General features: G+C 35.4%; 17 protein-coding genes. 3 read left to right on the plus strand and 14 right to left on the minus strand.

What is annotated here, in order from left to right:
* Positions 1-154: 154 nt before the first annotated feature.
* From N3C60_02775 to hisB, 9 genes are read right to left on the minus strand one after another with little or no spacing between them, the layout of a single operon-like run.
* Positions 155-1,129, minus strand: coding sequence for a class II fructose-1,6-bisphosphate aldolase (locus tag N3C60_02775; GenBank protein ID MCX8083822.1), 975 nt, complete (start codon positions 1,127-1,129; stop codon positions 155-157).
* Positions 1,130-1,141: 12 nt separating this feature from the next.
* Complete coding sequence (gene mtnA / locus N3C60_02780) at positions 1,142-2,125, minus strand: S-methyl-5-thioribose-1-phosphate isomerase (GenBank protein MCX8083823.1); 984 nt, start codon at positions 2,123-2,125, stop codon at positions 1,142-1,144.
* Between the two features lie 8 nt (positions 2,126-2,133).
* Positions 2,134-2,682: a flavodoxin family protein gene (locus N3C60_02785; protein ID MCX8083824.1), complete on the minus strand. Its 549-nt coding sequence runs from the start codon at positions 2,680-2,682 to the stop codon at positions 2,134-2,136.
* Positions 2,683-3,225 carry an RNA 2',3'-cyclic phosphodiesterase gene (gene thpR / locus N3C60_02790; protein MCX8083825.1) on the minus strand — a complete coding sequence of 181 codons (543 nt, stop codon included), beginning with the start codon at positions 3,223-3,225 and terminating at the stop codon, positions 2,683-2,685.
* On the minus strand, positions 3,225-4,442 hold the full coding sequence (locus N3C60_02795) for a CinA family nicotinamide mononucleotide deamidase-related protein (GenBank protein ID MCX8083826.1): 1,218 nt from the start codon (positions 4,440-4,442) through the stop codon (positions 3,225-3,227). Before N3C60_02795 ends, thpR begins: the two co-directional genes overlap by 1 nt.
* A 1-nt stretch (position 4,443) precedes the next feature.
* The gene (locus N3C60_02800; GenBank protein ID MCX8083827.1) at positions 4,444-4,905 is read right to left on the minus strand and encodes a phosphatidylglycerophosphatase A; all 462 of its coding nucleotides are present in this window, start codon (positions 4,903-4,905) and stop codon (positions 4,444-4,446) included.
* Positions 4,906-4,916: 11 nt separating this feature from the next.
* On the minus strand, positions 4,917-5,630 hold the full coding sequence (hisA, locus tag N3C60_02805; GenBank protein ID MCX8083828.1) for a 1-(5-phosphoribosyl)-5-[(5-phosphoribosylamino)methylideneamino]imidazole-4-carboxamide isomerase: 714 nt from the start codon (positions 5,628-5,630) through the stop codon (positions 4,917-4,919).
* Entirely contained in the window at positions 5,624-6,229 is a 606-nt protein-coding gene (gene hisH / locus N3C60_02810) for an imidazole glycerol phosphate synthase subunit HisH (protein ID MCX8083829.1), read from the minus strand. The genes hisA and hisH overlap by 7 nt, the downstream gene beginning before the upstream one ends.
* The gene (hisB, locus tag N3C60_02815; protein MCX8083830.1) at positions 6,226-6,810 is read right to left on the minus strand and encodes an imidazoleglycerol-phosphate dehydratase HisB; all 585 of its coding nucleotides are present in this window, start codon (positions 6,808-6,810) and stop codon (positions 6,226-6,228) included. Before hisB ends, hisH begins: the two co-directional genes overlap by 4 nt.
* A gap of 115 nt (positions 6,811-6,925) precedes the next feature.
* Here hisB and N3C60_02820 point away from each other — a divergent pair, with 115 nt between their 5' ends.
* A complete protein-coding gene (locus tag N3C60_02820; GenBank protein ID MCX8083831.1) occupies positions 6,926-7,813 on the plus strand; it encodes a protoglobin domain-containing protein in 888 nt (295 codons plus the stop codon).
* Positions 7,813-10,416, plus strand: a complete 2,604-nt coding sequence (gene secA, locus N3C60_02825; protein ID MCX8083832.1) for a preprotein translocase subunit SecA — start codon at positions 7,813-7,815, stop codon at positions 10,414-10,416. Before N3C60_02820 ends, secA begins: the two co-directional genes overlap by 1 nt.
* A 6-nt stretch (positions 10,417-10,422) precedes the next feature.
* On the opposite strand, the gene N3C60_02830 is transcribed toward secA, so the two are convergent.
* The 5 genes from N3C60_02830 to N3C60_02850 all read right to left on the minus strand — a co-directional run bounded on the left by N3C60_02830 (position 10,423) and on the right by N3C60_02850 (position 19,100).
* On the minus strand, positions 10,423-11,622 hold the full coding sequence (locus N3C60_02830) for a radical SAM protein (protein ID MCX8083833.1): 1,200 nt from the start codon (positions 11,620-11,622) through the stop codon (positions 10,423-10,425).
* A gap of 2 nt (positions 11,623-11,624) precedes the next feature.
* Complete coding sequence (locus tag N3C60_02835; protein MCX8083834.1) at positions 11,625-13,343, minus strand: hypothetical protein; 1,719 nt, start codon at positions 13,341-13,343, stop codon at positions 11,625-11,627.
* Between the two features lie 2 nt (positions 13,344-13,345).
* The gene (locus tag N3C60_02840) at positions 13,346-15,280 is read right to left on the minus strand and encodes a DUF839 domain-containing protein (GenBank protein MCX8083835.1); all 1,935 of its coding nucleotides are present in this window, start codon (positions 15,278-15,280) and stop codon (positions 13,346-13,348) included.
* A 129-nt stretch (positions 15,281-15,409) separates the two neighbouring features.
* On the minus strand, positions 15,410-17,731 hold the full coding sequence (locus tag N3C60_02845; protein MCX8083836.1) for a glycosyltransferase: 2,322 nt from the start codon (positions 17,729-17,731) through the stop codon (positions 15,410-15,412).
* A gap of 10 nt (positions 17,732-17,741) precedes the next feature.
* Positions 17,742-19,100 carry a PhoH family protein gene (locus N3C60_02850; GenBank protein MCX8083837.1) on the minus strand — a complete coding sequence of 453 codons (1,359 nt, stop codon included), beginning with the start codon at positions 19,098-19,100 and terminating at the stop codon, positions 17,742-17,744.
* A gap of 153 nt (positions 19,101-19,253) precedes the next feature.
* On the opposite strand from N3C60_02850, the gene N3C60_02855 reads away from it, so the two are divergent.
* Positions 19,254-21,041 (plus strand): EAL domain-containing protein, encoded by a 1,788-nt coding sequence (locus N3C60_02855; GenBank protein MCX8083838.1) that lies wholly within the window; start codon positions 19,254-19,256, stop codon positions 21,039-21,041.
* Positions 21,042-21,156: the final 115 nt, after the last annotated feature.

Here is a 21,156-nt window from a genome sequence, read left to right on the forward strand (position 1 = left end):
ACTCTCCATCCGAAAGTATACCTTAGCCCTACTCATTATCTATCGCTGACCTATTCTGCTTTCAATCACTTCCCCCTCATCAACGGGGAAAAGGAATATACATAATCATATCACCTTTGTCAAGAGGTTTTTTTAAAAAAATTATTTTTTTGTTTTAAGCTTTCCCTGCACTGCCTAACACATTGATATTCTTATGCTTATACAGCTTAACCAGTTCTTCTCTGGCAGGTTTCAGATACTTTCTCGGGTCAAATTCTGTTGGATTCTTTGCAAGATACTCCCTCACCTTAGCCGTGAAAGCAAGTCTACCATCACTATCTATATTGATCTTACATACTGCACTTGCTGCTGCCCTTCTAAGCTGTTCCTCAGGTACCCCAACAGCACCCTCAAGTTTTCCTCCATATTTATTGATAAGTTCAACATATTCTGGCACCACCGATGAAGCCCCATGTAGAACAATAGGAAAACCCGGTAGTCTTTTTTCAACCTCTTCAAGGATATCAAATCTTAAAGGTGGCACCTCTTCTCCCGGCTTGACCTTAAACTTGTATGCTCCATGGGATGTACCTATAGATATAGCCAGAGAATCAACACCGGTTCTTGAAACAAACTCCTCCACCTGTGCCGGGTCTGTATAATGGGAATGATCGGCCGAAACATCATCCTCTATACCTGCAAGAACGCCAAGCTCACCTTCTACAGTTACATCAAACTGATGGGCATAATCCACCACTTGTTTCGTAAGGGCAATATTTTCCTCAAATGGTAAATGGGAACCATCTATCATGACTGAAGAAAAACCGTAATCTACACACGACTTACAAATTTCAAAGCTATCACCATGATCAAGATGGAGAGCTATAGGGATTTTATACCCCAACTCTTCAGCTAATTTAGTAGCACCCAAAGCCAAATACCTTAATATCGTTGCATTAGCATACTCCCTTGCCCCTTTTGACACTTGAAGGATCACTGGAGATCTCGTCTCGACACATGCCTGAATAATAGCCTGAAGTTGCTCAAGATTGTTGAAATTGTAGGCGGGGACTGCATATTTACCCTCCATTGCCTTTTTAAACATCTCCCTTGTGCTTACAAGACCTAATTCTTTGTAGCTTACATTCATAAATCCTCCTGTTTAAGTATTAAAAGCTTTTGCTATATTTTCCTCAAAAGGGGGATATATTATCCCCCTTTCAGTGATTATACAGGTTATAAAGGGATGAGGGGTCACGTCAAAGGATGGATTAAAGACCTTAATGTTATCTGGAGCCACTTTTACTCCGAAAACAGACCTAACCTCATCTCCATCTCTTTCCTCAACAACAACCTCATCTTTATCTTTTATACTTAGATCAAACGTACTAAGAGGTGCCGCCACATAAAAAGGTATTTGGTGATGATATGCTAAAATTGCTAAACTGTATGTACCAATCTTATTAGCCACATCACCATTTCTTGCTATTCGGTCTGCACCAACTACAACACTATCTATCAAACCTTTCTGCATCAAATAACCAGCCATGTTGTCGCAAATTAATGTACAATCTATCCCCTCTTCTAACAGTTCATAACTTGTCAACCTTGCCCCCTGAAGATAAGGTCTGGTCTCATCCACATACACATGTATCTTTTTTCCACTATAATAAGCTGATCTAATCACCCCTAAAGCAGTACCAAAACCCCCTGTGGCTAAGGCACCTGCATTACAATGGGTAAGTATATTATCTCCATCTTTTATTAAAACTTCACCGTAAGCACCAATCCTTTTATTTATCTCAAGGTCCTCATAGTGAATATTTTTTACTACAATCTCCACATCCTTGCCTTCATCCATCTCTTTAAAACACCTCAATAGCGCCCATCTTAGATTTACAGCAGTAGGTCTTGTGTTTATGAGAATGTCGAAGATATCTTTTCGCCGAAAACCTTTTTTCACTCCCAAAACTACTCCATACGCCGCAGCTATCCCAATAGCCGGTGCTCCCCTTACAACCATATCCTTAATTGCTCTTGCCACATCCTCTAAACAATAGCATGTCACAAACTCTTCAGCAAAAGGCAACTTCCTTTGATCTAACAAAATCAGCTTTTCACCATCCCAAAAGATATGCTCTTTCACAGTAAACCTCAAACAAACATACCTATGTGCATACTGATCTCTTTCATTTTAGCCTTTACCATGTCTAAATTTTCTGTACTACAGTTTGGTAATACATAACCATAATACTTACAACCAAACCCTTCAAAGATATGCTTTGCCCAATCTATAATAGATTTACCATGATCCCTATTGGGAGACCCCTGTGTTACGATAAAAAAAGCTTTTGCCCCTTCTTTTAACTTACTTCTTCTTTGCTGATCCTTCAAACAATACCAGCGATCTAAAAAAAGCTTCATCTGACCTGTTATTGCACCATAATAATTTGGAGAGATCAAAACAAACAGATCAGTATCCACAAAATCTCGGAGCTTACTCTGCAGGTCATCAACAACCACACAAAAGGAACCGTTTTTTCTACAGGAAAGGCATCCCTGACAACCCTTAAAATTCAAACCATTCAGATACACCACCTCTACCTGATCCCCTCTGGCCATAAAATACTTTTCCAACTCCTCTGATATAAAACTACTATTACCATTTTTTCTTGGACTACCGTTTATAATCTTTATCTTCATTCATCTACCTCCCATAGAAAAAAGCTTTTCATATAATGGACCTTTATTTGTAAGGGTACTTTTATAAAAAGCTATTCCCAATATCTCAAACTTAATATCTCTTATCATTTCGCTTTCATTTTTTACCCTTTCATAAAAAAGATCTTTATTTGTCACACTTTTTATCCTGCAAAGGGTGATATGTTCTTTGAAAGGTTTTTTATCATAGAATGCACCATGTTGGTCTAAAAACCCTCTTATTTTTTGGTACAATGGATATATACCTTCCGAATAGAAGCTCAGATAAAGTATCTTTGGCTCTCTGTTATGAGAAAAAAAATCAACACCTTTAACTATTGCTGTTAAGCTTTCGAATGCTTCATTTAGAAAAAAAGATTTTAATCCATTTAAATCCCCTTTAAAATCCTCAAAAAAAAACAGAGTAGCATGTAGTTGATCTTCTAAAACGAACTTACCATTTACTACCGAATGAAACCTATTCTGTACGGCTACAATCTTTTTTTTTATATCATTACCCAATTCTATAGCTATAAAACTCCTCATTATCCTCTCAGTTTTTTTATTATAGTATCAAATACATATTTACAGCTTCTTTCCCTTATCGTCTCTCTATCTCCTGAAAACAACTGTTTGGACACCTCCACTTCACCCAAAATATCCAAAGCAATATACACAAGCCCTACTGGTTTATCCTCACTACCTCCTGTCGGCCCTGCAATGCCGGTAATTGCAGCAGTGATATCGGACTTAAAAAGCTTTTTACCACCATTTAACATGGCCATTACTGTTTCTACACTTACTGCCCCAGATCTCTCTAAAAGCTCAATGGGAACACCCAAGATGTCAACCTTTGATTCATTGGAATAACAGACCACAGAACCTTTAAACACTGATGAAGAACCGGGAACATCTGTAACCTTTTTTGATACAAGTCCCCCTGTACAGCTTTCTACAAACGCGATAGACATGTTTTTATCCCTTAATCTTTTCACAAGTATAGATTCAAGGGTATCATCAGCCAAACCCAGATAAAACTGTTCTAAACTTTTTACGACTCTATCAGCAAAATTTTCAAGTATATCTTCATGAAAGCTCTTTAATCTTAAAACAATCTCACCTTTTCCAACATTTATAATACACGACAAACCTTCAGGTATACCTATGCGCCTTACAACGTCATCCACATCCGATTCTGGGACACCAGTAAACTTTAGTTCTTTTAAAAATATTAAGGGTATATCAAATTTATCTCTGATAAAAGGTACCACATGATTCTCAAACATTGTCTTCATTTCATAGGGGATACCCGGCATCGAAATGGTATATGATTCCCCAAAACTACAAACAAACCCCATCGCAGTACCTCTACTGTTGGGCAACAATATGGCTCCCTCAGGGAGATATGCCTGACGCTTATGGGAATCCTTAACAGCAACACCTCTTTTATTCAAGAGATTAAGTATATGCCCATAGGCTATCTCATTAAAAACAAGGGATCTACCGGTGGCTTTTGCAATGCCTTCAGCTGTTAGATCATCAAAAGTGGGCCCAAGCCCACCAGTAGTAAAAAGAAGCATATTTTCCCCGAGTAATCGCCGAAAAGTCTCAACCATTCGTTCAAGATCATCAGGCAAAGGCATAATTGTGTTGACTTCTATTCCCAACTCCGTCAATCTTTTGGCAAGATACGAAGAGTTGGTATCAACGATACTACCTGTAAATATCTCAGAACCTATGGCAACGATGGCTGCCTGTACCATTCTATAAAGCCCAGAGTATAATTAAATATACTATCAGTGCATATACTGCAGCTACAAAATCATCCAACATAATACCCAATCCACCCTCAAATCTTTCCACGAGATTAGAAGGATATAGCTTAACAATATCAAAAAACCTAAATAGAGCGAAAAGAATAGGTAGTTTGATCACCATAGTGAAGGTTCCAAGAGGAGCAAAAAATATCAACATATAAAAGGCAGCAATCTCATCAATCACAATCTCCCGAGGGTCCTTTTCATCAGAGATAGAAGCGTAATAATTAGCAGCAAAATAACCTCCAACTACAAGGAAAAGACCAAAAAGAAATACAACCCATTTTGCAAAGAACAGACTGACCAAAAAGTACAACGGTATAGCCACAAGTGTCCCAACAGTACCAGGTGCTACACTTAAATAACCAGTAAAAAAACCTGTAGCTAACGTAGTATAAAATTTATCCATGCAGATACCTCCTATTTCATTTTTTCTAATATCTTTTTAATATCCAATCTGCCCTCATAATACGCCTTACCTATAATACAACCATAGATACCAAATCTTGCTAACTCAAAGATATCTTCCTCACCCTTTACCCCCCCTGAAGCTATAATCTTTTGTTTAGTCTGGCGGGACAAGTGTACAGTAGCATCCACATTAACCCCAGTTAACATCCCATCTCGACTTATATCTGTATAAATGATGGCCGCCACATCGAACCCTTCATATATTTTTACCACATCCACCGCTGTTAAATCACTTTTCTCATACCATCCGTCTGTTGCCACGTAACCATCTTTTGCATCTATTCCAAGTATAATCTTACCGGGATATTTTTTCAACGCTTCTTTGGTAAATTCAGGATTTTTTATTACCGCAGTGCCTAATACCACATAATCCACACCAAGCCCAAGATATTGATCACACTTTTCAATACTTCTTATGCCACCACCCACATCCAAAGATAAGCTGGTATTTTTTACAATCGATTCGATAATATGATAATTTACAGTATCACCCTTCTTTGCCCCATCCAGATCCACCACATGGAGCCTCGACACCCCATACTCCTCAAATCTTTTTGCCACCTCTACAGGATCATTTGAATAGACCTTAAACTTATCCATATCCCCTTTTTCAAGGCGTACCACCTTACCCCCCAATAAATCGATAGCTGGAATTATCAACATCTCCACTCTCCAAAGTTCTTAAGAATACTTAGCCCTATCTTCTGGCTCTTTTCAGGGTGAAATTGGACACCTGCTATGTTACCTTTTACAACCATAGCAGTAAAATCCTCTATATAATTGCAAACAGCTACAGTATTTTCCACCACCGGAGCATAATAAGAATGAACGAAATAAAGATATGCACCATCTGCAATACCCGATAGCAAAGGGTGATCCGTGAGCTTTTTTATCATATTCCACCCCATATGAGGTACTTTGAAACCCTCTCTACCGGGAAACCTCTGTACTGTCCCCCTAAAATACCCGAGCCCCTTTTGTTCTCCAAACTCATAGCTTTTTTCAAAAAGCAATTGCATCCCTACACATATCCCCAAAAAAGGCTTACCAGTTGCGATGAAACCCTTGATACTTTCCAGAAGCCCTCTTTCAACAAGTCCATTCATACAATCACCAAAAGCACCAACACCCGGCAACACTACTCTGTCAGCATTTATAATCGCCTTTTCATCTGAAACTATAGCCACATCAAAACCAATCATTTTAAAGGCGTTGTAAACGCTCTTTAAATTACCCATTCCATAATCAACAATGGCTATCATTCCAAAACTCCCTTTGTGGAAGGAATTTGATCCCCTTCAATAGTTACAGCAGTTTTGATGCTTCTTGCTACAGCTTTGAATATCCCCTCTACTATATGATGAGTGTTTTCTCCATATCTCTTTATGATATGAAGATTACATTTAGCATTGTCAGAAAAAGCTTTAAAAAACTCCTTAAAAAGCTCCACATCCACATCCCCTACCTTCCCAACATAAAACTTAACATCATAATTTAAATAGGCTCTACCCCCAAAGTCCAACGCTACCTCTACAAGGGTTTCGTCCATTGTCAGAAGAAAAAATCCATATCTAACTATTCCTTTTTTATCCCCTAACGCTTCGTAAAACGCTTTACCCAAAGAGATACCTATGTCTTCAAAGGTATGGTGCCAATCTATATGGGAATCACCCTTAGCATATACCTCTAATCCAAATCCGCCATGCTTTGCAAAAAGATCCAGCATATGGTCTAAAAAGCCACAGCCGGTAAAGATCTTAGATTCTTTCTTTTCATCCAACTCCAATACAACTTTAATCTCCGTTTCATTTGTCAACCTGAGGATCTCTGATCTTCTTCCCACTTTTATACCTCTATAAAAAATTCTCTTTATTTTTACTGAATTTTATCTTAATATCAAGAAAAAATAAATAGAAAATTGCTAAACGGAGGCGCATATTAAGTACGTCAAAGAAATCATCCAAAACTATTCCCTTACAGAAAAAGATATCCAAAACCTCATGGAGATGAATAAGTTCATGCAGGAGTATGCAGATCAGTATATATCAGATTTCTACGATCACATGCTTGTTAAAATAAAATTACCAGAATCGATGACCCCTGATATTATTCAAAATCACCAAGAGATGTTGAAAAAATGGTACCTAAAGTTTTTTGAAGGCAAAATAGATAACAAATACCTTGAATATTTAGTAAATATAGGTAATGCTCACATTAAATATTCCATATCCCAAGATATGTTCAATGCCATGGCAAACTGGTCAAGGCAATGGTTCCATGAAAAAATCTTCCAAAACGTTACTGATGACATAAAAAGGAAAGAGTTGCTCTTCTCCATGCACAAACTTATGGATATAAACAAAGATGTTATTTCAGATGCTTATTATACCACAGAGATAAAAAAGTATTCAGTATTTCTTACCTTAAGGGATTTTGTCATTTCTATAAGTGAAAGAATAGAATTTATCACCCAGATAATCATACTATCTTTTTTAATATTTCTTACCATTGCTGCCGCTGGCTATTTCACGGTTGACATTATATTACTTATGAAACAAAAACCTGATTACTTTATTATAAAAGCATTGAGCTCACTACTTATGATCTGGGTACTTTCGGAACTACTTTATACAGAAATCAATATTATTAAAGGCGCAAAATTTAAAATCAGTACTTTTGTGGGTGTTGCACTTATAGCATTTGTAAGGGATCTTTTGATAATAACATTAGAACACAGTGGGAATATTGAAAAAGTTGCTCTTATCATCATTTCCATAGCAGTGCTTGGTATTATCTACTGGCTGGTGACTATTACTGAAAATAGGGATAAAGTGAGGAGACAATAATGATAAATACTCTTTTAAAAAAGATCTTCGGTAACAGCGAAGATAAATATCTAAAAAAGATCACACCCATTGTCCAACAGATAAATAGTTTAGAGCCAGAAATATCAAAACTTTCAAACAGCGAACTCAAGGAGAAAACTAAGTATTTCAAAATACTGCTTTCCGAAGGGAAAGATCTCGATGATATCTTGGTGGAAGCTTTTGCCACAGTAAGAGAGGTAGCCAAAAGAACTTTAGATATGAGACACTTCGATGTTCAGCTCATAGGTGGATATGTCCTTCACAAAGGTGGGATTGCAGAGATGAAAACCGGTGAGGGGAAAACACTCGTGGCCACTTTAGCCCTTTATCTAAACGCCCTTACTGGTAAAGGTGCCCATTTAGTAACAGTAAACGACTACCTCGCCAAAAGAGATGCCCTCTGGATGGGTCCAATATACCTTTTTTTAGGTTTATCTGTAGGTGTAATCCAACAAAATGGCAGCTTTCTGGTCAGCTGGGATAATCAAGAAAAGTTTACCACAAAATTGATACCCTGTGAGAGGAAAGAGGCTTACGCCGCCGATATTACCTATGGTACGAACAATGAGTTTGGTTTTGACTATTTAAGGGATAATATGAAATATAGCCTTGATGAATATTGTCAAAAATACCTACACTTTGCAATTGTGGATGAAGTAGATAGTATCCTCATAGATGAGGCAAGGACTCCTCTTATTATAAGTGGCCCTACAGAGCTTTCTGTGGATACCTATTATCATATCGACAAGGTAATCAGACAACTCACAAAAGATATCGACTACATAGTTAACGAAAAGGATAAAATCGTAAAACTCACTTACGAGGGTATAAATAAAATCGAAAAAATTCTCAACATCCAAAACCTATATGACGCAAAAAACATAGATCTATTACATTATATAAATAACTCCCTACGGGCACACAATCTATTCCACAAAGATGTGGACTATGTAGTTCAGGATGGTCAAGTGATTATTGTTGACGAATTCACCGGTCGCCTCATGCCCGGTAGAAGGTACTCCGATGGTCTACATCAGGCTATCGAAGCCAAAGAGAATGTGAAAATTGAAAGTGAAAACCAAACCCTTGCCTCGATCACATTCCAAAACTTTTTTAGGATGTATGAAAAATTAGCAGGTATGACAGGTACAGCCCTCACAGAAGCCCAGGAGTTTATGGAGATCTATGGATTAAGGGTAGTCCCAATCCCACCAAACAAAAAGATGATTAGGATAGATCATCCAGATCAGATATATAAAACCGCCAAAGAGAAGTACGATGCCATAGTAAAAGAGATAATATCTATGCACAAACAGGGTAGACCTGTGCTTGTGGGTACCGTATCGATAGACAAATCTGAGTACCTCAGTAAGCTCCTTTCTAAAAAACTCGTGCCCCATCAGGTGCTCAATGCAAAGCATCATGAAAAAGAAGCTGCCATCATTGCTAATGCCGGCGCCAAAGGCGCTGTCACCATAGCCACCAATATGGCAGGTAGAGGTACAGATATCAAGATAAATGATGAGGTCAAAGCTTTAGGGGGGCTACATATTATAGGAACCGAACGACATGAATCCAGAAGGATCGATAACCAATTAAGGGGTCGTTCGGGTCGTCAGGGAGACCCGGGTTCATCAAGATTTTTTCTTAGTTTGGAGGATGATCTACTAAGAATCTTCGGTTCAGAAAAGATCTCTTTTATAATGGACAAGTTAGGCATGAAGGATGGTGAACCAATTGAACACCCTCTAATAAACAAAGCAATAGAAAACGCCCAAAAAAAGGTAGAAGGGATACATTTTGAAATCAGAAAGCACCTTCTTGAGTACGACAATGTGATGAATCAACAACGAAAGATTATCTACAGCTTGAGAAGGAGTATCCTTTCAGATGAAGATATTGAAAAAGTCATTATTGAAAAAATAGAAAACCTTGTATCAAACTTGATAGAGGACTTTATCATAAATGCAGAAGAACAGGATTACGATGGTCTAAAAGAGGAATTACACAAAACCTTTGATATAGAAATGCCAGATTTGCCAAGTGTAAGCCGAAAAAATGTGGAACCTTTAAAAAACAAAATCATAGAATTAGCCCTTGAAAAACTAAATACAAAAAAAGATCTTTTAGGAGAACATTTCAAACCTGTGGTAAGATTTGTCATGATCAATGTCTTGGACTCAAAATGGAAAGAACATCTGCTTATGATGGATCACCTAAGGGACAGTGTGGGACTAAGGGGGTACGGTCAGAAAGATCCTCTGATAGAATACAAAAAAGAATCCTTCAACATCTTTTCAGATATGATGAGAAGGCTTTACCACGAAACTATCGAGCTTGTTTTCCATGTTCAGATTAGATCTGAGGAGTCACTTGATTTAAAAGAGGAAACCCCCAAAAATATAAAAGAGGAACGAAGGGACATCTTTTCCGAAGAAGATTTAGAATCAAACGAAAAACATACCCCGATAAGAAGAGACACCCCAAAAGTGGGCAGAAACGATCCCTGCCCTTGTGGCAGTGGCAAAAAATATAAAAAATGCTGTGGAAACGATGAAGAACAAGCTGAACTAACAAGCTAAATCCTGTTAAAAACTTTTGGGGCTATGCATATTGAAAAAACCACATTTTCGGTAATATAAAAGGTCTTTTACCCAATCTCTGTAAAAAGTATTGTTTTTAAAGATATCGTTTATTTGATGTATGGGAAATCGTTTTAGATTGATCAGAGGTGAAAACAATACTGATGGATCTCTAAAACATTCCCAATCGCATTTAACACACTCAAAGTTGACTTTTTCAATCCTTCTATGAAAAACACCCAATCTATGATCTGATAAAAACCCACAAGGGTATGTCTCCCCTGTGCTATCTACAAAAAAGAAATCTTTACCACCCCTACAGCTAAAGTTTTTCAAAGGAACTCCTTTGTATTGGGCCATTAACACATTTATGGAGCTTAAGGGGGTAAATATCCTGATTTTATCGCGAAACTTAGGGATCGTATCATAAATAACTCTAAACAGTACCTTTTTTTCTTCCTCATCATATTTTACAAGTCTCTCGGAGGATTCTGCCCTGTAAACAGCACCATCAAAACTCATAGGATAGCAAAGATTTGCAATAGTAAAACCTAAATCTATAACAAACTTAAAAAACTTAGTTAAGCCTAAACTATAGCTCTCATAAAACTGATCAGGATTAAATTTCCCATTTAAGTCATACTTTTGACTACCTGTCTCAATTAACCTATTTATCCCCAGATTTACAGATGGGTACAAGGAATACTGTTCAAAAATCTTAAGACCTTTTTCAATACCTTTTATAACACCAAATAGCCCCCTGTTTGACTCATGTTTTTCTACATCATAGGTATCTATACTAATCCAGAAGGTATATAGGTTTGATGCTTTTATTCTCTGAGCCAACCTATGGATCCTCTGCTCGAAATCACTTTTAGTATGTCCCATAAAAATAAAACCGTTTGTACCTGTTCTGGTAAATATTATACCTTTTGAACTTGCATATCTTATGTATGAAAAAAGCTCATCCTGCAGTAGCAAAGGCTCCCCACCAGTAAAGGATATGGCCTTTATGTCAGCAAAAACAGCCTCATCAATAATCCTTAAAACCTCATCCCGGGGTAATGACCATCTTTTATAACTATTGTTTTTGTTCATACCACATTGGGGACATGTGGCATTACAATGGTCAGTGATCTGGATAATCAATTGCCCTGAAATGTTCTTTTTAAACAGCAACTTAAATATCTCTTTAAAATTTCCCATATCTAAAAAATAGTATCTTTTATACCTGTTGATTGCTTAGGTTGTACGCTCTTATGGACACTTTTGTCTAAGGGCTCTGTATTAGCATCTCTTCCTTTAGTAAAACTTTGATTTTTTACTATTACCATGTAGTTCTTATTTAATGTCTCAGCCCTTTCTTTAGAGGGATAAAGCAATATAGATATATCATTTTTGAGCACTTCTAATATGTCAGTTTTAATTGATCCATATATATTAAAAAATTTTTTAAGTATCTCATCATTTGTCCTAAACTCATTACCTGATTTATTATTTTTTAGGTAAAAAGCGTATTCATTTTGTTTCCCATATTTTTGATACTCAACTATAGGCTCTTTTACATTTTTAATACCGTATTTAGACCAATAACCCCATTCAAATTTTCTCACATAGGAAAAAGTAGAATCAGTGGTAGCTCCTATGGTATCATGACAACCCATACAAAAGAGTGTTTCCTCATTAGTTTGTGGTCTTAAATTTCCCCATTTGTCTTCTATATACCCACTATATCTCCAACCATAAATGTTTTTCATACCTTTTTCATAATCCCCAGGAAATGCCTCAATTTGAGGTTCTGGATTTAATGACTTAGAGGGATGTCTTTCTTCCAATTTTTTTTCTATAAGCGCTCTTATTTCAAAAGATGATAACCATTCCTCTTTTATCGCATATCTAACCTCTTTCATCCTGTTAGACATTTTAATCTGTTTATTTTCCTCATCCCAATCAATATATCTAACAGTATGCAAAAACTCGGTATATTTCGGAAAAAGCCCAGGCTCAAGTTGCAATTCACCTCTATTAAGCAGTAATTTCGATTTACCAACAGGAGTTAAGTGCTTCTTAAATTTAATTTTATTTGTCACTCCTAAATATCCATCATCATCCAAATCTGTGCTTATATACTTTTCATCTAAATAATCATTGCTTACAATATCTGCTTGCTTAACAAATGATTCAATAATATTCAGATTGGCTATCCAAATTTTTTTATCAAATTCACCCTTTTCATTCTTCATAAAATATTCAGGTAATCTTATTATAACATCATCTGTTGAACCATTTGTTGGCCAAAAAGTTCCCTGAAATGGGTAATACTTATAAGCTCTCCAACCAGTATATTGACCAGTCTTTGGATTTCTATCAAAACCATCTTCATCAAAATTGAAATAGCAGTCTGGAATATAACCTTTCCAATTTTTAGGTAATTTTTTATAAAGTATAATATCTCCTTCATCGTTTAAGTAGTTACTCTTTCTTATATAAGTGTACATTTCATCATTGGAAATCTTATTCACTTCTTTACTTCTATCTTCAAAAAGATTTTTATAAGGGTTTTCTAACATGGTTGTAGGAAAATCATAACTTTCTTGTAATTCTGTATCAGCCATAGCATTAGGTAGTTTTCCAACAGTGTGACAGGGATAGCATGGATTATGTACCACCCCATTTTCATCTATAGTCTTGGTGTAACACATTGATGGGATATAAGCACCTTTGTTTTCAATTTCTTCATATTTGATTCCATTCTCTTTTTCTAAATTTGCTATGAACGCCCCTTTTTCATCATCTCTTATTTCTGTAAATAACTCTTTTAATTTAGAATCAGTACTTGAATTGCAAGATAAAATATATAAAAATAAAAACCATGTTAATATCTTCAAAAAAAAGGGGAAGTTATCCCCCTTAATTTTTTCACTCATAATTACCTCTCAGAAAAGATCCCTGCAGGTATACCCTTGATCAATCCTACTATTCCCTTTTTCTTATCTGTGTTTTGATCAAGATATTTCTGATTTACTACATCTCCCTTTACATTTCTAAACTTATCAACAAATGGATGCTGGATGTTAAGAGTTATAACATAATTATTATTAATATTGCCTACTTCAAAAACTCCCGTAACCTCAGCACCTGTAGGTACTGTAGCTATCCTTGTTAATTTTTTAGTTTTTAAGTTATATGCCCATGCCATGTTATTTAAATGATTAGATGTATCTTCTCCTATCAGTAAAATGTTCCTACCAATATATCTTATATTATCTGGATTAGCAATTTTATTTACATCACAACGATTTTTATCACTTCCTGGATCACCATCTTTTAATGGGCTACCCAACACCAAGCCTTTCATATAATAAGCATTGTAATAGTTATCCAATCCAAGCTCATAAACACCTCCACAATCATTAGTTGTAAGTCTAATATCTCCTAAATTATCAGACATACCAGCTCTTATAGAAGATATGGCAATATAGACCTTATTCTCATCATGGTTATAAGCCAAACCCTCACCTTTTTCAAATTCAATAGTTGCTCCCAATATACCAGCATATCTTCTTGTTTCTAAAAAAGCTGCTGCCAATTTCACCTCATTATCATTGCTAAATTTATTTGATCTGTTTTGTCCAACTTTGAGTCTTAAACATTGAGCCATCCCATCTTCCACAATAAAGGAATATCCTAAATCAGTCTTACATAAGCTTGCATTATCAATACTCTTGATATTAGCATCAATATCAAATATATCACTAACTATCAATTTCTTATCAATAAGCTTTTTAATATCGTTATCACAGCTAGTACCCAACTTAATCCAGTTAACCAAAAATGTTCCACCGTTTTGGCTGTCATATTGATCTAATTTAGCTGCATATAGAGTGCCACACCAGTTTGAGCTAAAAGTTGTTTGTGGCTTATCTAAGACTAATTTATAAAGACCTTTATATGATCCATCATCACTCAAATACATTGTCTTATTATCAGGCATGATGATAGCTTGTTCAGGAGTATATTTTCCAGTGATATAGTGTTTTGCTACTTGTATCGTACCATTATCATTCACCTTAACCTCAACATTATATCCATATTTATATGGATTGAATCTATCTCCATGATAACCTTTAGTAACATCAATGTTTAAATCAAGCAGGTACCTTTGCATTGAACCAACATACTGACAAAAATAATCACCTTTTCCATTTGAATTATTACCATTAAAATAACCTGTGTTGTTATCTTTTTGACAGATAGTATAATAAGGTGAAGCATTATCAGCATAAATAGTATTTAAATTATAATCTTCTTCACCACCCAAATGTGTATTCCAAGGCGTTCTTGTCCCAGCACAATTTATTAATGTACCATCAACTGAGGAAAAATCTATATTTTCAGTATTTTTAGCTTTTAAAGTAACAGGATCAAGTTCTGTCTTATACAACATACCACCTGGTTCCTCAAAATGTGTTATCAAATAATATTTACCACCTATGTTTAAAATACTGTTAGCATCGGGATTATATGATACATAATCCATACTATAAGCTAAGTTTTTAAATGGTTGTTTATTAACATCCAACAATTGCCCGAAAACTGCAACACCCAATGTTGTTCCTGTTTTTAAAATTTCATTATAAGACAAAGGGTATTCTTGAGAAGAACCATCATCATACTTCACAATAAGTTTATTACTAACTCTCACAGAAACAATTTCATCATCTGTAACAGGAACACTAACTTCCTGAAACTCAGCCGATACAATATTTTTGGTTTGTGGAACACCATTAGAATCACCACCACATCCAGACATCAAAAACATTGAAGCTATTACAGCGGTACCGATAATAGTTTTTTTGAACATATTTTAACCTCCTTTTTTTAATATTATTTTAGAAATTAATATTATTTTAGAAACAAGTTGTTATAATTAGATTATATTAATGTAAAAAAATAGTAATTTAACTTTAAAATAATTGAAAAAAATCAACAATCAGAATATCCCCCTTAGTACCTGTTCCCAATCGTATTTATATTTCACATTTGTAAAAGATTCGTATTTCATGGAATCTATTTTTGGATTGCTTTCTATTTTCCATTTAATATAGGTAGATATCTTATTTACCCAATCATCGAGATCATTGGCTCTTGCCACGAAACCTGTCACTTTATCTATAATAATCTCCTTTGGTCCACCAACATCTGATACTATAGCAGGTAACGCACAAGCCTGAGCTTCCAGTACAACCATTCCAAAGGTATCGGTATTGCTTGGAAATACAAAAAGATCCCCCATGCTATAGTACTGGGGCAATTCTTTGTTCTTTATTTTACCTACAAAATAAATATGTTTATGCCGGTACCTATGCTCTGCTTTATCTTTGTATGGACCATCCCCAATCAAGAATAGGCGCAACCTATTCTCTGGGAACCTATTTAGAAGCTCGAAATAGATCTCCATTAGAAAATCTATATTTTTATCCTTTGATATCCTACCCACATAGATAAGATTAATGCTTTTTGAGTCTGATAGGTTGTAAATAGGACGAAAGATTTCAGTATCAACACCCCTGTTAAAAACACCATTACATTTCGTAACCCCTCTTTTAGATAACATGGATAAATACTGTTCTGATGTAGGTTTTACAATGTCCACCATATTATAGAAGAAATTAACATACCTTTCCACAAACTGGGCAAGGGATTCATCTTTGCTTATCTGAAAAACCTCTTTAGTAAAATCAGTATGGTATATACCTATTGTTTTTATATTGAGCACCTTACCTACTATAAGTCCCAAAATCCCAACAGGACCTGGTGTAGATATATATATCTCATCCGGTGCAAAATCGCTAATTATCTTTAGAGACTTCATAATAGAGGGGATCTTGATTTTAAGATGGGAATAGTAGGGAAGTTTAAAATCGATTATTGGAGGCAAGTTAACATAGTTTGCTGGTAATTCATTGGAAAACTCATCTTCATTTAGGGATCCATAGATAATAAGAGGTAGGTTTCTTCGAAACGCCTGTACACCTAAGGCTTTAATTGTCACAGAGACACCATTGAGATCATTAATAGTATCTGTAAACCAAGCAATTTTTTTAACTTTACCATTATCAGCCCTAAATCTATTGCAAAGATCATTTATCAACTGATGGTCTTTGAAAGATATTCTAAAAGATGAGAAAAAAGGTATCGTCATAAAAATGCCGGGTAGTGCTGCCACAAATGATTTGTATATGCCATCCAGCGAACTTCCCTTTTTATTCAACTTTTTGAAAATATTACGAATAAATTCATCAGATATCTCCGATATTTTATCAAAAACCACTTCAAACCTTCTATTTATATCCTCCTCGGAGATCTCTTTTAACTCCCTTATCAAATCGGAAAAAAGCCTATGAATAGTACTTTTCTTTTTTAACCTTCTCAGCTTAAATTCTTCCCAGAAGCCATTTTTTTTAGTTGAAGATATATTTTCTATCAGCTGACCTATCATCCCCCCTGCAAGATATATTGTTTTATTTTTTTGGGAGTATTCGTAAGCTATTTTGTAAATATTAAAAGCAAGCGTATAAAAATCAGCAGATGTTCCACTATATTTTACCCCCCCTTTTTTTAACTCAATCAAAAACTCAGAAATAGTTTTAGCCGTGTCAGAATAAGTATAAGCTTTGGCCATCATCAATCCAGAGTGATCATCAGAACCTGCAGTGATGATCTTTTTATGGGGATTGTCACCTTGAGGTATTATACTATGCTTTTCTGCAAGTACCTCGATGTCACTTTTAGTTAAATTGGTAACTATAGAAATGAATTTTTCGTTGTAAAGAGCCCCTCTACAGGCATTGATACCTTCAAAGGTATTGAAAAGCACCAGTAGTTTTTCTAGATGCTCCAGAGTAAGTCTATCATTTACTGAATAGATAGGATGAGCCACAGAATGAGCTATATCAGAAGTTATAAGATATTCCCTTAAATCATAGATGTTATACCTAAGTTTATCTATCTCTTTAAATTGATCCTCATTTATATCATATATCAAGATATGTACTTTACAATCATCTTCTGGAAAGTGGGCAGTAGCTTCAACGCTGATAAAAGTATCATCAGGAAACTTCTCTTTGAGTTTTAAACAACCTCTAATCGTATTATGATCTGTAATTGTTACGGCATCCATACCCCGATCTTTGAGTTTGTTGTATAAAAATTCTGGCTCAGTATAGGACTCCGCTGCCCCAATTCTTTTTAAAAACCACTCCGTAGGCTTTTTCGAATATTTTGAATGTAGATGCAAATCGACTTTTAGCATGATTCACCCTTTACAATATAGTAGCAGCAATTTTTGATACCTCACTTCTCTCACATTTATTTAAGTACACAGTTACAGCAAGATCACTTTCACTTTTATTAAAACGTTCACTCGCATAAGTTAAACCGTTGTCCCTTTCATCCACATAGGGGTTATCAATCTGGTGTATATCTCCAGTTAAAACTATCTTGGAGTTTTTCCCAACTCTTGTTATAATCGTTTTTACTTCGTGGGGCGTCAAATTTTGGGCTTCATCAATAATGATGAAGGAATTATGAAAAGTCCTACCCCGTATATAAGTAAGCCCTTCCACTTCAATGAGATTTGCACTTTTTAAATAATCCAACGTAATATCTACGCTAAACCTATCATAATCCTCTTCACTGTTTTTGTTCTGGATGTTACCTATGATAAGGTCAATATTGTCATAGATCGGTTTCAGCCATGGGTCCAATTTGTTTTGAATATCCCCAGGCAGATACCCTATATCTCGACCCATTGGAACTGGTGACCTACTGATAATCAGCTTTTTATACTTTTTGTTGAGCACCTGAGTTAATCCCGATGCAATGGATAGTAACGTTTTACCAGTACCAGCAATACCAATAGCAAAAATAATCTTTATATTGTAGTCAAAAAGAGCATCTACAAAAAACTTTTGTTGATAATTAGTGGGGTTTACCCCCAGAAGCATTTCATTCAAATCGATCTTTTTATAGCTACTGGAGCTATAGTTATACTTTACAAGTACCCCTTTCTTTTCATTTTCTTCAGATTTTAATAAACAATACCTTTTTATATGCCCATTTTGAAGGCAATACCCCATCTCTACTAGTTCCTCAAAGGATATTTCCGAACTTTTATAAAAACGCTCTATAATTTCATCACCAACAAGCATTGTATCAGAATAAGCTAGATTATTTGAGGGACTTTTATCATGATAATAATCCTCAGACCTAATCCCCAAAACACTGGCTTTTATCCTCAGATTTGTATCTTTACTTACCAGTATCACTTCATTATCAAACTCCCTCATGGTTTGCAGTACAATCTTCAAAAGTAGATTATCTGATTTGTTCAGATCAAAATCAAAGGGCAGTGTAATATCCTTTTTAAGATATCTGATAAAGATTCTCCCTCCCCCTGACAGCTTAACACCATTTATGAGATCATTATTACCCCATATCTTTTCAAAATTACGTATAAACTCCCTCGCATAAAACCCCTTTAGGTCATACAACCCTTTAAACTTATCCAACTCCTCTATACAGACAGCGGGAATCACCACATCATTTTCTTCAAATGTTTCTAAACAATAGGGGGAATGAAGCATAACATTTGTATCAAGAACAAAAACTTTTTTAGTCATACGGCACCTTTGGTTTTTCTTTTGGATACAACAACGATGTTTAAAAATTGTTAGATTGATGAAAAAAGAAGGTAAAATATTCTTTTAAGATAATTTTACAATTTCATGAATTAAATTTAAACTTAACATTCTATTTTACGCTGGGTGATGACAATGAACCAACTTTTCAAAGAAAAATGGGAACCAAAAATTGAATACATAGATTATGCCATTCAACCTATAGTTTCAATCATCTCAGGTAAGATACATGGCATTGAATTACTCATCAGAGGGGTCGAGGATTGTGGCTTTACATCGATTGAACACTTCTTTGATACAGCTGTAAATGACAAAGTTTTAGTTCCACTGGAAAAGGCTTTAAGGGATAAAGCTGCCAAAAAGATCTCAAACATTAAAAACTATCGCAACATAATAATATTTTATAACTATGATCACCGAATTATGGAGATGCCGGATTATCACTTTGGGTTTACCGAAGAAATACTCAAACAATACAATATCCCTTTAAACAACTGGTGTTTGGAGCTCACCGAGAAAACAAACCACAACTTCACCTCTATATACAACAGAGTGTTAAACAGAGCAAAAAAATCTGGCTTTAAATTAGCCATTGACGATTTCGGCTCTGGCTTTTCAAATTTTGAACTTCTATACCACTCAGAACCAGACTACATCAAATTGGACAAATTTCTTATAAGGGATATAAACAAGGACCTTAAAAAAGCCTCACTAACCACTGCCATTGTAAAAGTAGCCAAAAGTCTTGGGGTAACAATAATCGCTGAAGGTGTTGAAACAGAAGCAGAATACTATTACCTAAAATCCCTCGACGTGGATCTCATACAAGGCTATTTCATACAAAAACCCACAAAAGATGAGTATTCAATCAAGCTAAAATATGAAGATATAGAATCCCTGTACAACAGAGATAGGAGGAATGTTGTCTCCGTTAATGCATATCTAAAAGAAGAGATGGTTTTCATTCCACCCCTTAAACACAACAATTCTGTAGTCGATGTTTTGACATATTTTCAAAACTCAAATTACGACTTTGTCCCGGTAGTGGATAGCAATTTTACTCCAGTTGGTATCATATTGGAAAGGGACCTACGGGAATACATTTATAGCCCCTTTGGAAGAGAACTTCTCACAAGCAAACTTCACAATATAACCCTAATGGATTTCGTTAAAAAAACACCTGTAATCGATATAAGATCAAAAATTGAAGACGCCATGAATCAGGTAGTAAACTACAACTCAATTGGTATTTTCGTAACAAACGACATGACCTATATGGGGTTTCTTACAAACAACTCCATACTCAAAATTCTAAACGATCTACGCCTAAAGCAGGCCTTTGAAACAAACCCACTTACTGGCTTACCAGGTAATACAGTTATATCTGAGACTATAAACAACGCATTAAAAGATACCGTTAACTATAACTACCTTTTGTATTTTGACTTTGACAATTTTAAGCCATTCAATGACAAATTTGGCTTTAGAGTAGGTGATAGAGCCATTCAGACTTTTGCCACAATTTTAAAAAAATATCAAAACAATGATAGTTTTTTCATTGGCCATGTAGGGGGAGATGATTTTTTTGCATCGATTAAAACAGAAAAATCCAACCCTTACAGTATCATAACAGTTTTTGAAAAGATAGTCTCAGATTTCAAGGATTTCACATCAAGCTTCTATTCAATAGAAGAGATAATGAATAGATGCTACATATCACTGGATAGAAATGGTAATAAAACATGCTTTCCCCTCTTAGGGGTCAGTGCTGCCATCTTAGAGATCCCACCCTTTGAAATAAATATCTCCGAAATCGAATTATCAAAGCTTATTGCCATATTAAAGAAAAATGCAAAATTAAACAGCTCCAAATTTTCCCTCTCCACATTAAACCCATCAATAGAGACCTACTACACTGTTTAAGCCTAAATTTTAATTGATTAGCATCCACATACAAATTATACTTGAAAACTCCAGATTTAATAGTTATAAATAAAAGATTTCGAGTCTTTGCTCTTAGCATAAGAAAAACCTGGAG

Origin of the sequence: Calditerrivibrio sp. (assembly GCA_026415135.1) — a bacterium.
Taxonomy (GTDB): Bacteria; Chrysiogenota; Deferribacteres; order Deferribacterales; family Calditerrivibrionaceae; genus Calditerrivibrio.